Consider the following 20,554-nt stretch of genomic DNA (forward strand, 5'->3'; position numbering starts at 1 on the left):
CAGATTCTCCTTCAATCAGCAACGGGCAGGCCGGCGACGGTTTTGCGTTTCATCAGCGGCAGCACCGCTAGCGCCGAGCAGACCATCGCCAGTGACAGAAACAGGAACGCGCTGGCATAGCTGTGGGTTTTCGCCACCAGATAGCCAATCACGATCGGCGAAACAAAGCCGCCAAGGGTGCCGCCGGTATTAATCAGGCCGATAGCCGAGCCCATGATGTTCTCCGGCAGCCGCTTCATCGGCAGGGTAAAAGCGGTAACGAACGTGGCCATTAAAAATATCTCGCCGACGAACAGCAGCAGGCTGGCGGTCAGCGCCGTCCCGGCATGAAAAATCGCGAAAATGGCGGCGGCGCTAAGCAGGGCGCTGACGGCGATCACCAGCGGTTCACGATGAAGAAAATATTTCCCTACCAGCCAGCCGGTTCCCAGCGATGAAACCCAGATCCCGAGGCCGCCGGCGGCCACCACATAGCCTGAAGCTGACAGCGACATTCCCATGCTTTGGACGAAGAATTTCGGCAGCCACGCCATCAGGCCGTAGCTGGGAATGTTGACGCAGAATATAGAGATAAACAGCAGGATAACCGTCGGGTTACGCCACAGCGCGCAGCCGGCGGCTGCCTTCTTCGCCGCTGCGGGAGCCGGCGGGCGGCGCGGTACCCGCCAGGCAATAAGGGCGGCAGTGACGCAAACCAGCGCTCCGAGGGCGGCAAAGGAGCGGTGCCAGCCCAGCAGCGACAGGGCGTTCACCGCGATAATCGGCCCGATAGTCATCGCCAGCCCGGCCGAGGAGAGGAGAACTGACTGGGCGAAGGTGCGGTTTTCGACGCTGAAATTACTGACGACCGCTTTTGCGCATGAGCAGGGGTAGCCGGAATGGCCCACCCCTGAGAGAAAGCGAAACAGCAGCAGCAGACCGAAGCTCAGGCCCAGCGCGCCGAAGCAGAGGGCGAAAATCCCCAGCGCCGACAGCGACAGTACCAGCATCGTTTTATAGCCAATCCGGTCGTTTAACCAGCCCGCCGGGACCTGGAACAGGGAGTAGGCGAGGAAAAAGATACCGGTGATGTAGCCCAGCTGTTCGGCGTTGAGGCCAAATTCTTTTTCGATCGGCAGCAGCGCGAAGCCGGTGACGGTTTTATCGATATAAACGAAGACGTAGCCAATAAACAGCAAGAAGATCATTTGAGACTGACTTTTCATTTTTGTTTCCGCCTTTTGTCTCATGAGTGTGTTGTGTGTGCGGGAGACCCCATCCGCATCCTGGGGCTTTACTGCAACGGCGGGAAGATATAATTTTTCTATAGGTGATGCTTTTTTCTGATAGGGGCTGGCGGTGAAATATCTCCCAAAAGTGAGCCATCTGCAGGCGCTAAGGCAGGTGGCGCGCAGCGGCAGCATCCGTTCGGCGGCACGAGAACTGGGCCAGTCGCAGCCGGCGCTCAGCCGGACGTTGCGTGAGCTGGAGCAGACCCTCGGCACGCAACTTTTGCTGCGCAGTAAAGAGGGGATCACGCTCACCGAAGCGGGCAGCGCGTTTTCGCAGCGCGCGGAGTGGGTGCTGGAGGAGTTGCGCCGGGCGGCGGACGAGGTTGAACAAATTAATCAGGTGACCCACGGCCGCCTGACGATAGGCTTTTCATCGCTGATCGCGCTGACGGTGTTTCCGGCGGTGGCGGAGGGGTTTAAGCAGGCGTTGCCGCAGATGCTGCTGACGCTAAAAGAGGGGCAGCTCTCTTCCCTGTTGCCCGGGGTGCGCAGCGGCGAAATCGATCTGGCGATCGGTTCGGTGGACCCGATGCGGCCGCCGGAAGGGGTGATGATCGAGCCGCTGTTTACCGCGCCGTTCTGCGTGGTGGCGCGTAAAGGGCATCCGCTGGCGAATGAAAGCGATTTGATGGCCTTACGGCGGGCGAAATGGTTGCTGCCGGAGTCGCCGATGGGCTACTACCAGCAGCTGCAAAACGAGCTGATTCATTTTTATCGCCAGGTGGCGATCACCCCGCTGCGTACGGACTCGGTGATCACCGGACTCAACATGGTGCTGGAATCGGATTATCTGACCATTGTCGCCCGGGCCATGAGTCACCCGCTCCAGCTCGGGGATAAGCTGGTGACCCTGCCGGTTTCCTCGCTGCCGGCGGCGCAGTATTGCGCCGTGTGGTCGCAGAAATCGGCATTGACCGCGAACGCGCAGCAGTTTCTTACCCGCCTGCGTAGCGCCTGTCAGCGTTACGCCTGGTAAAGCGGCGGTTTGCCAGCAGGCTCAGGCCGCAGCACAGCAGGTAATAGACCGCGCCGGTGAAAACGAAAATCGCTAGCGGGTAGATCTGCACCCGGTTGTTCACCTGGCCGGCGACGGTGGTGAGCTCCGGCACGTTGACGATAAACGCCAGCGAGGTGTCTTTCAGCAGATTGATAAAAATCCCCACCAGCGACGGCTGCACGTTGCGCAGCGCCTGCGGCAGCAGGATGAAACGCAGCGCTTGCCCGGCAGAAAATCCCTGGGTTCGCGCCGCTTCAAACTGCCCGGCGGACAACGACTGCAGCCCCGCCAGCACCGAATGCATCACCGAGGCGGCGGTAAACCACGCCAGCGCCAGGGTGACCGTCACCGCCCCCGGCAGGTCGCTCCCGGTGAGCATCGGCAGCAGATACCACAGCCAAAAAATGACGAAAATAAGCGGAATACCGCGAATCAGCTCCGCCCACAGGAACAGCAGTCGGCGCACCAGCCCGCCATAACGCCAGGCGGCGCCTGCCAGCAGAATGCCGAGAGGAAGCGCCAGCGCCGCGGCGCCGAGCGCCATCATCAGGGTCAACGCCACGCCGCCGGGAATGCCATCCGCCAGCCGTCCCCACAGCAGGTAATCGAGGTTATCGGCGATCACCGCCAGATTAGCGTTCATGCTGCGCGCTCCTGTGCTGGGTTTTGTCCGGGCCAAGACGCGCCAGCGCCATCCCCATCACCACCCCAAGCGCCAGATACAGCACCGTGCCGACGGCGAAGGCCTCCAGCGCGTGGGCGTTATAGCTTTCGATTTGTCGTACCTGGTAGGTCAGTTCGGCAAAGCCGATGCCGCTGGCCAGCGACGAGAGCTTCATCAGGTTCAGATACTGGCCGATGATCGGTTGCCAGGCGTTCGCCAGCCCCTGCGGCAGCAGAATATGACGCAGTTCGCCCCATGGCGTAAAACCTTGCGCAAGAGCGGCTTCGCGCTGACCGTGGCTGACGGCGCGCAGCCCGGAGGCGATCTCTTCTACCAGAAACGCCGAGGTAAACACCCCCAGTCCCCACATCGAGCAGAGAAACTCCGGGGTCAGCCACCAGACGTTACCCGGCAGAATGGACCAGGCGTGGTCGTCATTGATGAAATCCCGCGCCGCCAGCGGCAGCAGGTTCCAGGCGGCGAAATACCAGAACAGCAGCTGTACCAGCAGCGGCGTATTGCGAAACAGCGAGACCCAGCAGGCCACCAGCCCGCGGCCCGCTTTACCGCCGCCTAAGCGCAGCGCCAGCAGCACAACGGCCAGCACGGTCGCCAGTATTATCCCGGCGACGCTGACCCACACAGTGGTCAGAAAGCCGGAGATGATCCACTGCAGCGGCTGCCCGCTCAGGACGCCGTGCCAGTCGAGAACCGGGTTCACTCGAGACTCTCCTGGTGCAGCGGATTGAGCACCTTTTGCAGAAAACGCCGCGTGCGGTCGTGCTGTGGCCGGGCGAAAAAGTCCGCCGGCGGCGCCACTTCGAGAATATCGCCGCCGTCGATAAACACCACCCGGTCGGCAATTTCGCGCGCGAACTGCATCTCATGCGTCACGACTACCATGGTAATGCCGCTGTGCGCCAGCTTCTTCATGACCAGCAACACTTCGCCGATCATTTCCGGATCGAGCGCCGAGGTGGGTTCATCGAAAAGAATAATTTGTGGCGACGAGGCGAGGGCGCGGGCAATGGCCACGCGCTGCTGCTGGCCGCCGGAGAGCTGGGACGGCATCTGGCGGGCTTTATCCTCCAGCCCGACCTGTTGCAGCAGCGCCAACGCGCGTTCATGCGCGGCGGTTTTTTCCCAGCCGTGCACGCGCTCCAGCGCCAGGGTGATATTTTCCTGCGCCGTCAGATGGGCATAGAGGTTGAACTGCTGGAAAACAAAACCCACGCGGCTGCGTAGCTGACGCAGCGCACTGTCCGTAAGATGGCGAGTGGGTTTGCCGTCGATCAGAATCTCGCCTGCGCTGAGGGATTCGAGCTGATTGATCAGGCGGATCAGCGTTGATTTCCCCGATCCTGACGGCCCGAGGATCGCCACTACTTCCCCGGGTTCGACCTGCAGATTGATGCCGTTGAGCACCTGATGGTCGCCGTAGCGTTTTGCCGCCTGGCGAAATTCTATACTGGCGCGCTGCAAATGCGAAAAATCCGCGGACGAAGCCGCGGAGCGTGAAAACAGACCCGATAACATATTATTTAGCTTCTATGGTAAACGCACGCGGCTGTGGAGTTTTGGTGGCAGGGCCAAACCAGACATCATAGATTTTGGCGGCCTGGCCCGATTTTTCCAGCTTGACCAGCTCGTCATTGACCGCTTTCAGCAGCGCCGGTTCGCCTTTCTTGACGCCAACGCCGATCTCCTCTTTGCTCAGCAAATCGGGGATGATTTTAAAGTTAGCTTTGTCCGGCGCCTCTGCCAGCAGGCCAGCGAGAATGGTGCTGTCCTGGGTGATGGCCTGGACGTTGCCGTTACGCAGGGCGGTCAGCGCCAGCGGAATATCGTCATAGGAGAGCACGCGCGACTGCGGGAAACGCTGATGCAGCGCCTGTTCGCCGGTAGTGCCTTTGACCGCGCCGATCCGCGCTTTGCTGTAGCTGTCGAGCTGGTCCGCTGATTTTGCCGGGACGAGGAACTGCTGGCCGGTGACAAAATACGGTGTAGAAAAATCAATGACCTGTGCGCGTTCCGGGGTGATGGTGATATCGGCGACGATCAGGTCGGCCTTCCCGGATTGCAGCAGCGGAATCCGGTTGGCCGGGTTGGTGGCTACCAGCTCCAGTTTTACCCCAAGCGATTTTGCCAGCGCCTGGGCGAAATCGACATCATAACCCACCAGCTGGTGGGTTTTCGGGTCGACGGAACCAAACGGCGGGTTGGCGTCGAAGGTGGCGACTTTCACCACGCCGGCGGCTTTGATATCCGCCAGCTGGTCTGCCTGAGCCTGTGCGGTCAGCGCCAGAATGCCCAGCGCCAGCGCGATTTTCGTTTTTGCAATGCGCATGATTATTTCCCCTGAATCCCTGTTTTTGTTTTGTGCTTATCACGCTCCCACAAACCGACCGTCTCCGGCAAAGAAGAAAAAGTTCTTATCTATATCAAAAAAGAACTTAGAGAATGCATGGGTATTCCCCGACGTGACCGGCGGGGCAATATGCGCCTTCCGGGATTGAAAACCCGGAATTGATATTTCCAGGCTTGCGCCATCTGTGGTTGAAATACGGTCAGGCAAATCGCTTCCCGACGGAGGAAAAATGAAAGTAGCACTATGGCAACGATTAACGCGCTGGCTGGCTTTTTTATCTAACGGTGAAGCCGGGCAGCAGGATACCCAACGAATGATGGAGGCAATATTGCCAGTCGCCAGCCTTTACGGCGTGGATATCGGCAATGTTGAAACACGGTGGTTCCGTCATGATAAGACATACTGAGCGACGCTGGACGCGTGAAGCCTACTGGAACGAGGTGTGCTTTGTGTAGCGCGAGGCTGCTGGAGGTTGCGGCGAGCGGGATGCCATGCCGCAGCCTCCAGCGGCTTTAAATCTGTTGCATCCCCAGCGGTTTTACCCTGCCATGCAGCGCCGGGTTATCGCTCTCATCCTTAAGACGTACGCCGGTCAGACGACGTAAAAAAGCCTGCTCCAGCAGCCACGCCAGCTTAAAGGCGGCGGCATCATAGCTCAGCCCGTCCGGGCGAATATTCGAAATACAGTTACGCTCCGACTCCAGCCGTTGACGATGCGGTTGCCAGGTCAGATAGACGCCAAGGCTATCCGGTGAAGAGAGCCCCGGCCGCTCGCCGATTAATATCGCCACCGCCCTGGCCTTCAGCGTTTCGCCAATATCATCCCCTAACGCCACTCGGGACTGATGGGCAAGCACGACCGGCGCAAGGCTGATGCCCAGCGTGTGCAGATAGGGCAGCAGCGCGCGAATCAGCGGCAGAGCCTGACGATGCACGGCATACGAGGAGAGCCCGTCGCCAATCACCAGCAGCAGATCCGCCGGCCGCACGCCGCTGGCGGCGAGATCGGCGCGGCTGGCCTCATCCAGTCGGCGCCCGAGATCCGGACGGTTAAGGTAAATATGCCGATCGCCGGCGGCGCTGTGGACCGTGAGCGAGGAGAGCCCCATTGCCGCCAGCTCCGGTTCCAGCTGTTCGCTGTCAAACGGCCGGTGAATCGCGTCCCGGGCTCTGGCATGAGCCAGACCAAAGTTGAGCACTTCGCGCGTGGGCAGGCTGGCGCCGCTGCGCCCCAGCGCAATGCGCGCATCGGTAAATTCACGCAGCGGGTTCCAGGCGTCGGGGGGATTCATACCGGTTCTCCTTGCGGCAGGACGGACAGCAGCGGATGGCGGGCATCGGTCAGACGCAGGGTGCCATCCGGATCGATAATGCGCATTTTTGTCAGCCAGGCGGCAAACTCGGGGGCGTGTTTCAGGCCGAGCAGACGACGGGCGTACAGCGCATCGTGAAAGGAGGTGCTCTGATAGTTGAGCATAATATCGTCCGCGCCCGGCACGCCGATTAAGAAAGTCAGTCCGGCGGTACACAGCAGGGTCAGCAGCGTATCCATATCATCCTGATCCGCTTCGGCGTGGTTGGTGTAGCAGACGTCGCAGCCGATCGGCAGCCCCATCAACTTGCCGCAGAAGTGATCCTCCAGACCGGCGCGGATGATCTGCTTACCGTCGTAGAGATACTCCGGGCCGATAAAACCGACCACCGTATTGACCAGCAGCGGATCAAAATGGCGGGCAACGGCATAGGCGCGCGCTTCGCAGGTCTGCTGATCGACGCCGTGATGGGCGTTGGCGGAAAGCGCGCTGCCCTGGCCGGTCTCGAAATACATCACGTTGTTGCCGAGGGTGCCGCGATTAAGGCTTAGCGCCGCCTCACGCGCTTCCTGCAGTAAGGCCAGATTAATACCAAAACCGCTGTTGGCCGCCTCGGTCCCTGCCACCGACTGGAACACCAGATCGACCGGCGCGCCGCGCTCAATCAGCTGCAGGGTGTTGGTGACGTGGGTCAGAATGCAGGACTGGGTGGGGATGGCGAAGCGCTGAATAATATCGTCGAGCATATGGTTGAGCTGCGCCAGCACCGGCAGGCTGTCGCTTGCCGGGTTAATGCCGATCACCGCATCGCCCGCGCCGTACAGCAGGCCGTCAAGCATACTGGCAGCAATGCCCTTCATGTCATCCGTCGGGTGATTAGGCTGCAGGCGCACGCTAAGATGTCCCGGTAGCCCGATCGTATTGCGAAAACGAGTTATGACCTGGCACTTGCTGGCGGCGAGGATCAGATCCTGATTGCGCATCAGTTTGCTCACCGCCGCCGCCATTTCCGGCGTTATCGCCCGCGCGACTCGTTGTAGGGTGGCGGTATCGGTGGCGTCATCCAGCAGCCAGTCGCGAAAATCCCCGACCGTCAGGTGGCGAATAGCGGCGAATCCACCGCTATCGTGGGTGTCGATAATCAGCCGGGTGACCTCATCCTGTTCATAGGGGATGAGAGGATTGGCCAGAATTTCGCTCAGCGGGACATCCGCCAGCGCGATTTTTGCCGCCATACGCTCCTCGGCGCTATCGGCGATCACGCCCGCCAGCGCATCGCCGGATCGCGCCGGCGACGCTTTCGCCATCAGCGTTTTCAGACTATCAAAGCGCCAGACCTGGCCCGATAGCGTGGTTTTATACATGCCGCCTCCTCAGGAGACAATGCGCAGCTGTGGGTCCGCCGGCGCGCGTTCGCGGGAGGAGGCGGTTTTGCGAAACCACAGATAGCCTCCCAGCATCATCGCTGCGAAAATCAGCGCCAGCAGCGGGTTGTACCAGACCATCGCCACCAGACAGAGTACCGCCATCGCCAGGGCGAACGCCGGTGCCCACGGGTAGAGCGGCGCGCGGAACGGACGAATCAAATTTGGCTCGCTGCGGCGCAGCTTAAACAGCGCCGCCATCGAGGTGATATACATAACAATAGCGCCAAATACCGACATTGTGACGATACAGGCGGTCAGCGGCATCCCGCTGATGGTAATCAGCGAGTCGGAGAAAATCGCGGCCACGCCAACCACGCCGCCGGCGAGGATCGCCAGATGCGGCGTGCGGGTTCGACGGTTGAGGGTGGCAAGACCGGCAGGGAGATAGCCCGCCCGCGCCAGCGAGTAGATCTGCCGGGAATAGCCCATGATGATGCCGTGAAACGAGGCCACCAGACCGAACAGACCCAGCCACACCAGCATATGCAGCCAGCCGCTGCTGGTGCCGACCACCATTTTCATCGCCTGCGGCAGCGGGTCGTTGATGTTGGCCAGGGTGCGCCAGTCGCCAACGCCGCCGGCAAACACCATCACGCCAATGGCCAGCACGGTGAGGGTCAGAATACCGCCGCCCAGCGCGCGTGGGATGGTACGCTGCGGATCTTTTGCCTCTTCGGCCGCCATCGATGCGCCTTCAATGGCCAGAAAGAACCAGATAGCAAAGGGGATCGCGGCAAACATGCCCGGCAGCGCCAGGCCGCTGAAACTCTCTGCGCCTGCCCAGCCGTTGGCGGTAAAGTGGCTCCATGAGAAGCCCGGCGCCACCACGCCCATAAACACCAGCAGTTCGAAAATCGCCAGCAGGGTGACGATCAGTTCGAAGGTGGCGGCAATGCCGACGCCGAGGATGTTCAGCGTCATAAAGATAACGTAGGCGCCGCAGGCGACCCATTTGGGGTCCAGCGCCGGGAACTGGACGTTAAGATAGGCGCCGATCGCCATGGCAATCGCCGGAGGGGCAAAGACAAACTCAATCAGGGTGGCGAAACCGGCAATAAAGCCACCGGTCGGACCGAATGCGCGGTAGGCGTAAGCGAATGGCCCGCCCGCATGCGGAATGGCGGTGGTCAGCTCGGTAAAGCTAAAGATAAAGGCGCAGTACATGGCGGCAATCGCCAGCGCCACAATCATAAAGCCCAGGGTCCCGGCCTGTGACCAGCCGTAGCTCCAGCCAAAATATTCACCGGAGATGACCAGCCCGACGGCGATCCCCCATAAACGGAAACTGCCGAGCGTTCTTTTTAATGTCGTGGTGTGCCCTGTCATATTCGCTGCCTCGCCAGATGAAGATACGCAGGACGCTGCAAAGAAGATGCCAGGACAGGGCTGGCGTCAGCGCTTCACCCGGCGGCACAAGATGAACAAAAATGGGGCAAGAGGCGGGGCAATCGCGCGACGGGATGGTGCAGCACGCTTTGCTTTTTCGCCATCGGCAGGGTATAACAGACCTTCTTTGGATGTTTAGATGTCCATACGTTTAGAAGGTAATATGCAAACAACACAACAACAAGGTGGGCAGTTAAAGCGCACCATGAAGACACGTCATCTGATTATGCTGTCGCTGGGTGGCGTCATTGGTACAGGGTTATTTTTTAATACCGGTTATATCATCTCCACCACCGGCGCCGCGGGTACGCTGCTGGCCTATCTGATCGGCGCGCTGGTGGTCTGGCTGGTGATGCAGTGTCTGGGCGAGCTGTCGGTGGCGATGCCGGAAACCGGCGCTTTTCACGTTTATGCCGCACGCTATCTCGGTCCGGCGACCGGTTATACCGTGGCGTGGCTCTACTGGCTGACCTGGACGGTGGCGCTGGGTTCAAGTTTTACCGCCGCCGGGTTTTGCATGCAGTACTGGTTTCCGCAGGTGCCGGTGTGGATCTGGTGCGTACTGTTTTGCGCGCTGATCTTTGGCCTTAACGTCATCTCCACACGCTTCTTCGCCGAAGGTGAATTCTGGTTTTCGCTGGTGAAAGTCGTCACCATCATTGCCTTTATTATTCTTGGCGGTGCCGCCATCTTTGGCTTTATTCCTATGCAGGATGGTTCACCGGCGCCGGGTCTGCACAACATCACCGCCGAAGGTTGGTTCCCCCACGGTGGATTGCCGATTCTGATGACCATGGTGGCGGTGAATTTCGCCTTCTCCGGTACTGAGCTTATCGGGATTGCCGCCGGTGAGACGCAAAATCCGCATCAGGTCATCCCGGTCGCTATCCGCACGACCATCGCGCGACTGATTATCTTTTTTATCGGCACCGTTTTTGTGCTGGCGGCGCTGATCCCGATGCAGCAGGCGGGGGTGGAAAAAAGCCCGTTTGTGCTGGTGTTCGAAAAGGTGGGGATCCCCTATGCGGCGGATATTTTTAACTTTGTGATCCTCACGGCCATTCTCTCGGCGGCGAACTCCGGGCTGTATGCTTCCGGGCGGATGCTGTGGTCGCTGTCGAATGAAAAGACGCTACCGGCCTGTTTTGCCAAAGTGAACAACAACGGCGTGCCGCTGATCGCCCTGTCGGTCAGTATGCTGGGCGGCGTACTGGCGCTGTTTTCCAGCGTGGTGGCGCCGGATACGGTCTTTGTCGCGCTGTCGGCTATCTCCGGCTTTGCGGTGGTGGCGGTCTGGCTAAGCATCTGCGCATCGCACTTTATGTTCCGTCGCCGCCACCTCCAGCAGGGGAAAGCGCTGAGCGAACTGCACTATCGCGCCCCGTGGTACCCGCTGGTGCCGGTGCTGGGCTTTATTTTGTGTCTGGTGGCCTGCGTTGGTCTTGCCTTTGACCCCAGCCAGAGAATTGCGCTGTGGTGCGGGATTCCGTTCGTCGCCCTGTGTTATGGTGCGTACTATCTGACTCGTTCACGGGCATTGACCCAGGAGCCTCAACATGTCGCAGAATAATCCGTTAACCGCCATCCTGGACACCCGGCCCTTTATCTTGCTGGACGGCGCGATGGCGACGGAGCTGGAAGCGCGCGGCTGCAATCTCGCCGACAGCCTGTGGTCGGCAAAAGTGCTGGTCGACAACCCGGAACTTATCCGCGAAGTCCATCTGGATTACTTTCGCGCCGGCGCGCAGGTCGCTATTACCGCCAGCTATCAGGCTACCCCGGCGGGGTTTGCCGCCCGCGGGCTGGATGAAGCGCAGTCGAAGGCGCTGATCGGTAAAAGCGTTGAACTGGCGCGGAAGGCGCGGGAAGCCTATCTGGCGGAGAACCCGCAGGCGGGCACGCTGCTGGTTGCCGGTTCGGTCGGGCCGTACGGCGCGTTCCTGGCGGACGGTTCGGAGTATCGTGGCGATTATGTCCGGAGCCGCGAAGAGTTTCAGGCGTTCCACCGCCCGCGGGTGGAAGCGCTGCTCGACGCCGGGGCCGATCTGCTGGCCTGCGAAACCATGCCCAACTTTACCGAGATTAAGGCGCTGGTGGAGCTGTTGAGTACCTATCCTCGTGCGCGGGCGTGGTTCTCGTTTACCCTGCGCGATGCGCAGCATCTCAGCGACGGAACCCCGCTGCGAGAAGTGATTTCCATACTGGCGAACTACCCGCAGATTGTGGCGCTGGGAATTAACTGTATCGCGCTGGAAGACACCACCGCCGCGCTGGAGCATCTGTATAGCCTGACGGCGCTGCCGCTGGTGGTTTACCCTAACTCCGGTGAGCATTATGACCCGGTGACCAAAACCTGGCATCACCATGGTGAAGCCTGCGCCACCCTGGCGGGTTACTTGCCGCAGTGGCAGGCCGCAGGGGCGAAGCTGATTGGCGGCTGCTGCCGGACGACGCCGAAGGATATTGCGGAGTTGAACGCGCAGCGCTGAGTGGCTGCCGGGTGGCGCTGCGCTTACCCGGCCTACAAGGTATCCGACCTCCAGGTGCGGGGGCGCTGTGCTTACTCGATCTGCAAGCTACACGAACCGTAGGCCGGGTAAGGCGTAAGCCGCCACCCGGCATCAGTTACGCCGCATCGGCCAGCACAAGCATCCGCTACGGGTGTATTCAAGGTAATCGGGTTGCAAAACCTTGGGCCGGGGGCGCTGCGCTTACCCGACCTGCAAGGTACACGAACCGAAGGCCGGGTAAGGCGTAAGCCGCCACCCGGCATCAGTTACGCCGCATCGGCCAGTACAAGCATTCGCTACGGGTGGATTTCAAGGTAATCGGGTTGCAAAACCTTAGGCCGGGGGCGCTGCGCTTACCCGGCCTACAAGGTACACGAGCCGTAGTACACGAACCGTAGGCCGGGTAAGGCGCAAGCCGCCACCCGGCGTCAGTTACGCCGCATCGGCTAATACAAACATCCCGTATGGGTGGATTTCGAGGTAATACTGCTCGCCGACATCCGGCTGTAGCCGCGTCGCGTTCACCTGCAGCAAGATTTCCTGCCCGTGCCACTCCACCGTCACCTCATACTGCGGCCCCATATAGGCCACGTGGCGGATGGTACAGCGCTGGCTCTCCTCGCCGCGATCGCTCAAGGTAATCGCCTCCGGACGTACGCCGACGCTGCCTTCGCCCTCGGCGGCGAAATGCAGCGGTCTTGGCAGCCGATAGCCATAAATATCGACAAAATCCTCGCTGAAGGCGGCCGGGAACAGGTTGGCGTCGCCCATAAAGCTCGCCATAAAGCGCGACGCGGGCTGGCGGTAAAGATCCTGTGGCGAGCCGATCTGCATGATATGGCCCTTGTTCATCACCAGCACGGTATCGGAAACCGCAAAGGCTTCGCTCTGATCGTGGGTCACGTACAGCGAGGTGATATCAAACTGCTTTTGCAGCTCGCGGATCTTATCGCGCATGCTGCGCCTGAGGTTGGCGTCGAGGTTGCTCAGCGGTTCGTCAAACAGCAGCACCTTCGGCTTGAGGATCAGGGCGCGCGCCAGCGCTACGCGCTGCTGCTGACCGCCGGAGATCTGATCGACATAGCGGTCTTCAAATCCTTCCAGATCCACCATCGCCAGCGCCTCTTTCACCCGCGCTTTCACGTCGCTGCGCGACACGCCAAGCATCTTCAGACCGTAGCCGACGTTATCCCCCAGCGACATGTGCGGAAACAGGGCGTAAGACTGAAACACCATGCAGATGTCGCGCTGCTGAATCGAGCGATGGGTAACGTCCTCGCCATCAATGAAAATCTGCCCTTCGCTCGGTTTTTCCAGCCCGGCCACCAGGCGCAGAATGGTCGTTTTGCCGCAGCCGGAAGGGCCGAGCAGCGTCACCATTTGCCCCTGCGGAATGGTGAGATTGATATTGTCGATAACCCTGTTGCTGCCGAATTGCTTGGTGACATTGCGCAGCTCAACAAAATTTTTCTGACTCATAGTGCGCTCCATTATGCCTGGTTTTTGGCTTTTGACCGGGAGATACGCGCTTCCCCGATCAGCCAGTCAAAGATGAAAATAATCGCCAGCATCACTACGATCAGAATCGATCCGTAGGCGATCGCCACGCCGTATTCGCCGTCTTCCACCCGGTTAAGGATATAGGCGGTCGCGACGCGGGTGTCCGGGGTCACGAGGAACACAATGGCGCTGACGGTGGTAATGGCGCGCACAAAGCTGTAGATCAGCGCCGAGAGGATCGCCGGGCGCAGCAGCGGCAGCAGAATATGCGTAATGGTGCGTAGGCTTCCGGCGCGCAGGCTGAGCGAGGCTTCATCCAGCGATTTGTCGATCTGGCCTAAACCGGCAATGCCTGCCCGAATGCCAACCGGCACGTTACGCATCACCATCGACATAATCACAATCGCCGCCGTTCCGGTGAGGTACACCGGCGCGCTGTTAAAGGCGAGAATATAGGAGACGCCCGCCACGGTGCCCGGCACCGCGAAGCACAGCATGGTGGTGAACTCGATGGTCTTTTTACCTTTAAACTGCTGGCGCACCACAACCCAGGCGATCAGCAGGCCGAAAGCGGCGGTAATCGGCGCGGCGATCCCGGCGTACAGCAGGGTGTCGAGCAGTGAAGGCCACGCCCCGTCGCTCATTCCCTGGCCGAACAACTTGATAAAATTATCCAGCGTCAGGGTGTAGTCCACGCCCCAGTTGACGGTAAAGCTGCCGTAGAAAATGCTGCCGTAGAGCAGGGCGTTGAAGGCTACCCACACCGCCAGAATGGCGATCACGCTCCACACCAGGGTCACCGGCAGCGGCTGCACGTCGCCGCGATAGGACTTACCGGAGACCGTGACGTAGGAGCGCTTGCCGATCCACATATACTGAATACAGAACACCAGCAGGGAGAACAGCAGCAGGAACGCGCCCAGCGTACTCGCCGCCTGATAATCGAGCTGCGAACCGGTGATGTAGAAGTAGATCTGCGTTGCCAGCACGTCGAAGTTGCCGCCGAGCACCAGCGGGTTGCTGAAGTCGGCCAGCGACTGGACGATGACGATTAAAAACGCGTTCGCCAGCGCCGGCTTCAGCAGCGGGACGAAGACGCCGTTAAAGGTCTGCCAGCGGCTGGCGCGCAGGGTGTACGACGCCTCCTCCAGCGACGGATGGATAGTCTTAATCGCCCCGTCGAGGATCATAAACGCCATGGGAGTGAAGGCCAGCACCTGCGCCAGCCAGATGCCGGTAAACCCGTACAGCCAGTTGGTGTTGGTTAAGCCGAACCACTCCACCATAAACTCGGTGACATAGCCGGAACGGCCCATCATCAGGGTTACGCCGAGGCCGACGACGAACGGCGGGGTGACGATGGGCAGAATCGAGAAGATCCGACCAATAACGGCGCTGCGCCTGGCGATGCGGGTGGTGTAAATCGCCAGTACCAGACCGAAGAAAGTGCAGCCGATACCTACCGCAATCGACAGGGCGATGGAGTTGAGGATCACCTGGACAATATGCGCCTGCGACAGCACGGTCATAAACGCCAGCGGGGCAAACTCGCCGGCGTCGTTGGTGAACATCGGGATGAAAATAGCGATGCTCGGCCAGACGATAAAGACGCCAATTAACGCCACGATGGTGACCAGCGAACCAATCACAAAGCGGTCGCCGCCCAGCCATTCAAGGCGGGTGAGCGCCAGCGTCATGATGGCGCCCAGCGCGGCAAACAGCACGATGGTGGCGTAGCCTAACCCACGACCTTCAACGGTGGCGCTGATGACGATAAACGCCATGCATAATAACGCCCAGCCCGCGTCGAGGTAGTGGCGGCTGCGCTGCTCCCGCGCGGCTTCCTGCCAGGGACGAATCAGCAGCAGGCTCGGCAACAGATACCAGAGCCAGCTGATATTGAACTGTGACCAGCCGTAGGCCGCGAGGATTTCATCGCTCGTGGACTCCAGCAGACCGTAATCCAGGCTCCAGCTCGGCAGCAGGGCGAACGCCAGCCAGCCGAATAAAACCCAAAGGAATATCGCATCCCGTTTTTTCACGGGATGGAGTGCAAGTGTGTGTGACATAGCGGTTCCGGTGTTGAGGAAGTTGAAGGCCGGGTCAGGCGAAGCCGCCGCCCGGCATTAACCGCAAGAGTGGGCTTATTTGCCCATCTTCACTTCGCTGACCCATTTATTGATCAGCGCTTTACGCACGTCCGTTGAGCCGTATTTATCCATGTCGTAGTTGATGAGCTTCAGGTCGTCGAGCTTCAGCGAGTTCGGCGAGGTTTCGGCGGTGGTGTTGGTCAGGATCTGATAAGACTTGCCTTTTTTCCACGCCAGCTCCTGGGCCTCTTTCGACAGCACCCAGTCGACAAACAGTTTGGCGTTGTCGAGGTTGCGCGCGCCCTTCAGAATGCTGACGCCGCCAATTTCATAGCCGGTGCCTTCGCAGGGGGAGATCAGCTCCAGCGGTGCGCCCTGTTCTTTTTCCAGCGAGTAGTCGTGCAGGAAGCCGATGCCAATGGCCGTTTCACCGCGGGCGGCGTTACGCGCCGGGGCGATACCGGATTTGGTGTACTGAGAGACGTTGGCGTTGAGCTGTTTCAGGTAATCAAAGGCCTGATCTTCTCCCCACAGCTGGGCGAAGGTCGCCAGCGCGGTATAGGCGGTGCCGGAGCTTTGCGGGTCGGCGATCTGGATTTCGCCTTTGTATTCCGGTTTGGTCAGATCCTTCCAGCATTTTGGCACCGGCAGATTTTTCTCTTTCAGGCGCTGGGTATTGACGCCGAAGCCGAGGATGCCGACGTACACCGCCGAAGAGTAGTTGCCTTTCAGCTTCGCCGGATCGCGGAACTGCTCCATCACCTGCGTAAGATTCGGCGACTTATAGGGTTGCAGCAGGCCCATTTCACCGGCCTGGGACTGCGGATCGAGGGTACCGCCGTACCAGACATCGGCCTGCGGGTTTTTCTTCTCGGCATCGACCTTCGCCAGCGTGCTGCCGGAACCGTTGCGAATAAACGAGGTTTTGACATCATATTTGTCGCCGAAGGCTTTGGTTTCGGCTTCACACATTTCGTTGGTGGCGCTGCAATAGACCACCAGTCGACCTTTGGCGTGCGCCGCGCCGCTTAGCGTCGCCAGCGCAATGCCGGAAGCAATCAGGGTAGTGACCAGCGTTTTTTTCATTATTTTATCCTTTGAGCAGCAGAGGTAGTCATGCTCGCCATCAGCAGCGGCATCAGTAATAAACCCATCAGTACCGCGGCGACCGAAAGCAAACTGAACATGCCCGGCCAGCCGTAGCGTTCAATGACCAGCGACAGAGGCCAGCCCGCCAGCGCTGCCCCCAGATAGGCGAACAGGCCGAGAAAACCCGTAATCGAACCCGCCGCCGCTTTGTGTCCGCACTCCACCGCGGCGAGGCCAATCAACATTTGCGGGCCAAAAACGAAGAAGCCCACCGTAAAGAAACAGACCGCCAGCAGCGCGTAGTGATGCACCGGGGCCAGCCAGAGGGCGGCGACGGAGACCATCAGCCCCAGCGTGAACAGCAAAATCATCGGCGCCCGCTGGCCGCTGAACAGCAGATCCGAGCCCCAACCGGCGAACAGCGCGCCAAGCAGTCCGCCCGCTTCAAATAACATGACCGTGGCATTGGCGCTGAGCAAATTGACGCCGTGGCTCTCCGTCAGCCAGATGTTGCCCCAGTCGTTGAGCGCAATGCGGATCAGGTAGACCAGCACGTAAGAGACGCCCAGCAGCCAGATCATTGAGTTCTGCAACATCGTGGTACGCAACATCTGCCATAGCCCCATCGGCGGGCTTTGCTGCTCCTGGCGCAGCTCCAGCGGATCCTGACGCCAGGCGCCAACTGACGGCAGTCCCTCTTCCTGAGGCGTCCCTTTCAGCTGCAGCGTTAACCAGATCCCCAACGCCATGCTGATAATCCCCGGTGTCAGCATCGCCGACTGCCAGCCCCACCAGTGGGCGGCAAAGGCGCTAATCAGAGGGATAATCGCCCCACCGATATTGATCGACATATTCCAGCACCCCCACCAGAAACCGCGTTCGTTGCGCGAATACCAGTGGGTCAGCAGGCGGGCGCAGGGGGGCCAGCCCCAGCCCTGGAAAAATCCGTTCAGCGACCAGACCGCCAGCAGCAGCGTCAGCGACTCGCCAAAGGCGAAGACCACGTTCAGCAGGCCGGTAGTGAACAGGCCAACGCCCATAAACCAGCGCTGCCCGTGGCAGTCGTGCCACAGCCCGGCGGTAAACTTCGACAGGCCATAGGTCAGGTAAAACAGCGACCCCAGCAGGCCGATATCGCCTTTATCCAGCCCCAGATCCGTTTGCAGCGCTGGCAGCACGTAGTTGACGCTTTTGCGCGTCAGGTAAAACGCGGCATAGCCGATCACCATGTACATCAGCAGCTGTGGACGCAGCGTCCGGTAATGTTGGTTGATGTCAGTTGCTGAGCGTGCGTACATAGCCGTCTCCGTTTTGCTGACTATATAACCGTCATACTTCAAGTTGCATGTGCGTTAGCTGCACTTACTCACCCCAGTCACTTACTTATGTAAGCTCCTGGGGATTAATGAGAGACTCCTGCCTCTCACCGGAGGCCAGCCTTCGGCTGGTCAAATTCGTTCCCGACGAATTTGTTGCTCACTTGCTACCTCCTGCAACTCGAATTATTTAGGTTATAGAGAAGTGAACTTGAAAAGGGATGAGAGAAAGTCCGGAGTGGCTAAGACTTTTTCCTGGTTAGCAGGCCGTTTGTTGCAAATTTGTGGGCAGGTTAACAATTACCCACGTTCCGCGCTGCGATTCCAGCGTCAGCTCGCCGCCCAGGGCGCTGACCCGCTCGCGCATGCCCTGAATACCGAATCCGGTAATTTTGTCCGGGCTGATACCGATACCGTTATCCTTCACTTCCAGGCGCAGCCACTCACCCTGCTGAAACAGGGTAATGGCGACCTCGCTGGCATCGGCGTGTTTACAGACGTTATTGAGCAACTCCTGCAGCAACCGATAGAGGGTAAAACGCACCGTTTCGCTCGCCGGGGTGGCGGTAAGCTGATAGTCAAAATGGCAGCGGATACCGCGCTCGGCAAAGGCAAACTCATTGAGCAGATGGTGTAGCGCCTCTTTAAACGACAGTTCGTCCAGGGCCGGGGGGCGCAGCTGGCGCAGCAGCTGGCGGGTGGAGTGGTGAATACGCCGCGCGAGCTCGTTAATCTGGCTGGCGGCGGCCTGGGTTTGCGCCGGATCGCGCGCCCGTTTCACCAGCTGCGACTGGATCTGAATGGCGGTGATGTTCTGGCCGATTTCGTCGTGCAGTTCGCGCGCCAGGCTTTTGCGGGTGTCTTCTTCGGTGTGGATCAGCTTTTCGGTCAGCGCCCGTCGCGCCGCCAGCTCCGTTTCCAGCCGCTGGCGATAGTGATGCAGGTTTTGCGCCAGGTGCTGCTGGCGGCTGATGGCAATGCCCAGCCCGATGCCGAGCAGCGCCTGAGTCGCCAGAAAAATTTCCAGCTCCACCAGATTGCTGAATCCGACGCCAACCTGGCGGGCGATGGTGATCATCATGCTGCCCAGCAGGCCGGAGAGGACGCCGCCCTGCCAGCCGAACTTCCACGCCATGACCACGTTGGGCAGAAACACCATAATTAACAGCAGGCGCTCGATTTCCGGCGACAGCACCATCTGGGTGCCGATGCCGATAATAAAGAACAGGCTGCACCAGATGATTAACGAAGTGCGCAAGGGCGGATTGTTGGTATCCAGCCCCAGCAGGTGGTAGCGGTGCTGCTGGCGCAGGAATTCAAAAATCAGATAGACAAACGGCGTCAGCAGCACGCCGCCGGTAAACGAGGCCAGGCCGAGCATCATCGCCGGACTTTTGACAAACGACGAGAGCAGGGCAGTGTTGAGTAATGCGCTGGCGGTCACCGTGGCCAGCAGCAGCGTCAGCCGCTGCCAGTAGAGGGGAAAACGATGCCAGCACTGTTGGGCGAGAGCGGCAGGGAGCAGGCTAATCAACGGCGCGGCCAGCAGAATATAGCCGTTCAGCAGCTGTTCGCTGCGCAGCCAGAGCAGTATCAGCAGCGGGGGGATCACCAGCGCGGGCCAGTAGCGGCGCGAAAGCAGGATCAGCAGCGCCAGATAGACGCCGTGCGGCAGGAACAGCGCCGCCTGCTGGCCGTTATGGGTCAGATAAAAGCCGAGCGTCCACAGCATCAGCCAGCCGCTTCCCCAGGCCAGCACAATGAACAGCGAAATGACCCCGTGGCGAAGGCTGCGCGACATTAATGCCCTGCCAGCAGCTGGTGGTCGAGAGCGAAGTGCACCAGTTCGATCGTGCTTTGGCAGTGCAATTTGCCCAGCACGTTGGCGCGATGGACATGCACCGTTTTGTGGCTGAGATCGAGTTTGAAGGCAATTTCTTTTACGCTATCGCCTTTGACCAGTAAATCAAACACTTCACGTTCACGCGGGGTGAGTCCCTCCAGCACCCTCGCCGGTTGTTCCCCGCCGCGCAGCGCCCGCAGCGCATCGGCGCACAGGTAGTGTCCGCCCATGCCGACAGAGCGGACCGCCTGAACTAACTCTTCCGGGCCGCAGCGCTTGGTCAGATAGCCGCTGGCGCCTGCATCGAGCGCGCTCTGTACAAAAGTCGGGGTGTCATAAATGCTGAGAATAATGGCGCGAAACTGCGGTTTTTGCGTGCGCAGGCGCTTGAGCAGACTCAGCCCGTTTTCATCCGGCATAGCGATATCCATGACCGCCACGTTGACGTCGTCGCGTAATAACGCCGGCCAGGCTTCCGCCGCGCTGCTGAACTGGCCAACGATGTCGAGATCCTCTTCGAGACTGAGTAGCTGCGCAAAACCGGAACGCACCACCACATGGTCATCGACCAGCACTACACGAATCATGTTCATACTCTCTTAGCGAATCATGATTGTATGATGCCTGCCGCCGCTGTGCTGGCAATCACCGGGGTGCGGATATGTAACGAATGTAACGAAATCTTAATAATTTGCCGGGTGCTATAGACCGGATAAGGCGCTTGCGCCGCCATCCGGCTGGGAAGGCTATCCGTAATGAGTGAAATAGCTAACCATTGCC

At 59.8% G+C, this 20,554-nt stretch carries 18 protein-coding genes; 4 read left to right on the plus strand and 14 right to left on the minus strand.

From position 1 onward, the window contains the following. Positions 1-11 precede the first annotated feature (11 nt). Entirely contained in the window at positions 12-1,205 is a 1,194-nt protein-coding gene (locus tag BV390_RS04550) for an MFS transporter (RefSeq protein ID WP_085396647.1), read from the minus strand. 133 nt (positions 1,206-1,338) lie between these two features. Here BV390_RS04550 and BV390_RS04555 point away from each other — a divergent pair, with 133 nt between their 5' ends. Continuing rightward, positions 1,339-2,247: a LysR substrate-binding domain-containing protein gene (locus BV390_RS04555; RefSeq protein WP_032689327.1), complete on the plus strand. Its 909-nt coding sequence runs from the start codon at positions 1,339-1,341 to the stop codon at positions 2,245-2,247. Here the strand turns inward: BV390_RS04555 and BV390_RS04560 are convergent. The 4 genes from BV390_RS04560 to BV390_RS04575 are packed head-to-tail and all read right to left on the minus strand — an operon-like array spanning position 2,207 to position 5,279. Beyond that, positions 2,207-2,911 carry an amino acid ABC transporter permease gene (locus tag BV390_RS04560; RefSeq protein ID WP_046853047.1) on the minus strand — a complete coding sequence of 235 codons (705 nt, stop codon included), beginning with the start codon at positions 2,909-2,911 and terminating at the stop codon, positions 2,207-2,209. The two genes, BV390_RS04555 and BV390_RS04560, sit on opposite strands and share 41 nt — an antisense overlap. After that, positions 2,901-3,653, minus strand: coding sequence for an amino acid ABC transporter permease (locus tag BV390_RS04565; protein WP_085396648.1), 753 nt, complete (start codon positions 3,651-3,653; stop codon positions 2,901-2,903). Before BV390_RS04565 ends, BV390_RS04560 begins: the two co-directional genes overlap by 11 nt. Next, complete coding sequence (locus BV390_RS04570; RefSeq protein WP_032696583.1) at positions 3,650-4,468, minus strand: amino acid ABC transporter ATP-binding protein; 819 nt, start codon at positions 4,466-4,468, stop codon at positions 3,650-3,652. Before BV390_RS04570 ends, BV390_RS04565 begins: the two co-directional genes overlap by 4 nt. A gap of 1 nt (position 4,469) precedes the next feature. Next, a complete protein-coding gene (locus BV390_RS04575; RefSeq protein ID WP_032696582.1) occupies positions 4,470-5,279 on the minus strand; it encodes an ABC transporter substrate-binding protein in 810 nt (269 codons plus the stop codon). A gap of 250 nt (positions 5,280-5,529) precedes the next feature. Between BV390_RS04575 and BV390_RS30565 the strand changes: the two genes are divergently transcribed. Beyond that, positions 5,530-5,706 (plus strand): hypothetical protein, encoded by a 177-nt coding sequence (locus BV390_RS30565; protein ID WP_015585065.1) that lies wholly within the window; start codon positions 5,530-5,532, stop codon positions 5,704-5,706. 106 nt (positions 5,707-5,812) lie between these two features. Here the strand turns inward: BV390_RS30565 and eutC are convergent, their stop codons facing one another. The 3 genes from eutC to eat are packed head-to-tail and all read right to left on the minus strand — an operon-like array spanning position 5,813 to position 9,366. Then, entirely contained in the window at positions 5,813-6,592 is a 780-nt protein-coding gene (gene eutC / locus BV390_RS04580; RefSeq protein WP_032689318.1) for an ethanolamine ammonia-lyase subunit EutC, read from the minus strand. After that, positions 6,589-7,977 (minus strand): ethanolamine ammonia-lyase subunit EutB, encoded by a 1,389-nt coding sequence (locus BV390_RS04585; protein WP_032689317.1) that lies wholly within the window; start codon positions 7,975-7,977, stop codon positions 6,589-6,591. The genes eutC and BV390_RS04585 overlap by 4 nt, the downstream gene beginning before the upstream one ends. Before the next feature lie 9 nt (positions 7,978-7,986). Further along, positions 7,987-9,366, minus strand: coding sequence for an ethanolamine permease (gene eat, locus BV390_RS04590; protein WP_032689316.1), 1,380 nt, complete (start codon positions 9,364-9,366; stop codon positions 7,987-7,989). A 223-nt stretch (positions 9,367-9,589) separates the two neighbouring features. Between eat and mmuP the strand changes: the two genes are divergently transcribed. Together mmuP and mmuM are read left to right on the plus strand one after the other, a co-directional pair. Further along, positions 9,590-10,996, plus strand: coding sequence for an S-methylmethionine permease (mmuP, locus tag BV390_RS04595; protein ID WP_032689315.1), 1,407 nt, complete (start codon positions 9,590-9,592; stop codon positions 10,994-10,996). Next, positions 10,983-11,915 carry a homocysteine S-methyltransferase gene (gene mmuM, locus BV390_RS04600; RefSeq protein ID WP_085396649.1) on the plus strand — a complete coding sequence of 311 codons (933 nt, stop codon included), beginning with the start codon at positions 10,983-10,985 and terminating at the stop codon, positions 11,913-11,915. Before mmuP ends, mmuM begins: the two co-directional genes overlap by 14 nt. Positions 11,916-12,368: 453 nt before the next feature. Here mmuM and fbpC read toward each other — a convergent pair whose 3' ends face one another. From fbpC to BV390_RS04630, 6 genes are all read right to left on the minus strand, one after another. Then, the gene (gene fbpC / locus BV390_RS04605) at positions 12,369-13,415 is read right to left on the minus strand and encodes a ferric ABC transporter ATP-binding protein (protein WP_032696579.1); all 1,047 of its coding nucleotides are present in this window, start codon (positions 13,413-13,415) and stop codon (positions 12,369-12,371) included. 11 nt (positions 13,416-13,426) lie between these two features. Beyond that, positions 13,427-15,505 carry an ABC transporter permease gene (locus BV390_RS04610; RefSeq protein ID WP_032696578.1) on the minus strand — a complete coding sequence of 693 codons (2,079 nt, stop codon included), beginning with the start codon at positions 15,503-15,505 and terminating at the stop codon, positions 13,427-13,429. Between the two features lie 75 nt (positions 15,506-15,580). Continuing rightward, a complete protein-coding gene (locus tag BV390_RS04615) occupies positions 15,581-16,612 on the minus strand; it encodes an ABC transporter substrate-binding protein (RefSeq protein ID WP_032696577.1) in 1,032 nt (343 codons plus the stop codon). Next, complete coding sequence (gene uhpC, locus BV390_RS04620; RefSeq protein WP_255379241.1) at positions 16,612-17,937, minus strand: MFS transporter family glucose-6-phosphate receptor UhpC; 1,326 nt, start codon at positions 17,935-17,937, stop codon at positions 16,612-16,614. The genes BV390_RS04615 and uhpC overlap by 1 nt, the downstream gene beginning before the upstream one ends. Before the next feature lie 253 nt (positions 17,938-18,190). Continuing rightward, on the minus strand, positions 18,191-19,732 hold the full coding sequence (locus BV390_RS04625) for an MASE1 domain-containing sensor histidine kinase (RefSeq protein WP_032689309.1): 1,542 nt from the start codon (positions 19,730-19,732) through the stop codon (positions 18,191-18,193). Next, positions 19,732-20,361: a response regulator transcription factor gene (locus BV390_RS04630; protein WP_032696630.1), complete on the minus strand. Its 630-nt coding sequence runs from the start codon at positions 20,359-20,361 to the stop codon at positions 19,732-19,734. Before BV390_RS04630 ends, BV390_RS04625 begins: the two co-directional genes overlap by 1 nt. Positions 20,362-20,554 lie beyond the last annotated feature (193 nt).

Source organism: Klebsiella sp. YJ (genome assembly GCF_002108615.1).
Taxonomy (GTDB): domain Bacteria; phylum Pseudomonadota; class Gammaproteobacteria; order Enterobacterales; family Enterobacteriaceae; genus Klebsiella; species Klebsiella planticola.

Coding starts and splice junctions, on each gene's coding strand:
- BV390_RS04625 (WP_032689309.1), bottom strand. CDS start 19,732: ATGTCGCGCAGCCTTCGCCACGGGGTCATTTCGCTGTTCATTGTGCTG.
- BV390_RS04575 (WP_032696582.1), bottom strand. CDS start 5,279: ATGCGCATTGCAAAAACGAAAATCGCGCTGGCGCTGGGCATTCTGGCG.
- fbpC (WP_032696579.1), bottom strand. CDS start 13,415: ATGAGTCAGAAAAATTTTGTTGAGCTGCGCAATGTCACCAAGCAATTC.
- BV390_RS04630 (WP_032696630.1), bottom strand. CDS start 20,361: ATGATTCGTGTAGTGCTGGTCGATGACCATGTGGTGGTGCGTTCCGGT.
- mmuM (WP_085396649.1), top strand. CDS start 10,983: ATGTCGCAGAATAATCCGTTAACCGCCATCCTGGACACCCGGCCCTTT.
- eat (WP_032689316.1), bottom strand. CDS start 9,366: ATGACAGGGCACACCACGACATTAAAAAGAACGCTCGGCAGTTTCCGT.
- BV390_RS04560 (WP_046853047.1), bottom strand. CDS start 2,911: ATGAACGCTAATCTGGCGGTGATCGCCGATAACCTCGATTACCTGCTG.
- eutC (WP_032689318.1), bottom strand. CDS start 6,592: ATGAATCCCCCCGACGCCTGGAACCCGCTGCGTGAATTTACCGATGCG.
- BV390_RS04570 (WP_032696583.1), bottom strand. CDS start 4,468: ATGTTATCGGGTCTGTTTTCACGCTCCGCGGCTTCGTCCGCGGATTTT.
- BV390_RS04615 (WP_032696577.1), bottom strand. CDS start 16,612: ATGAAAAAAACGCTGGTCACTACCCTGATTGCTTCCGGCATTGCGCTG.
- BV390_RS04610 (WP_032696578.1), bottom strand. CDS start 15,505: ATGTCACACACACTTGCACTCCATCCCGTGAAAAAACGGGATGCGATA.
- BV390_RS04550 (WP_085396647.1), bottom strand. CDS start 1,205: ATGAAAAGTCAGTCTCAAATGATCTTCTTGCTGTTTATTGGCTACGTC.
- BV390_RS30565 (WP_015585065.1), top strand. CDS start 5,530: ATGAAAGTAGCACTATGGCAACGATTAACGCGCTGGCTGGCTTTTTTA.
- mmuP (WP_032689315.1), top strand. CDS start 9,590: ATGCAAACAACACAACAACAAGGTGGGCAGTTAAAGCGCACCATGAAG.
- BV390_RS04585 (WP_032689317.1), bottom strand. CDS start 7,977: ATGTATAAAACCACGCTATCGGGCCAGGTCTGGCGCTTTGATAGTCTG.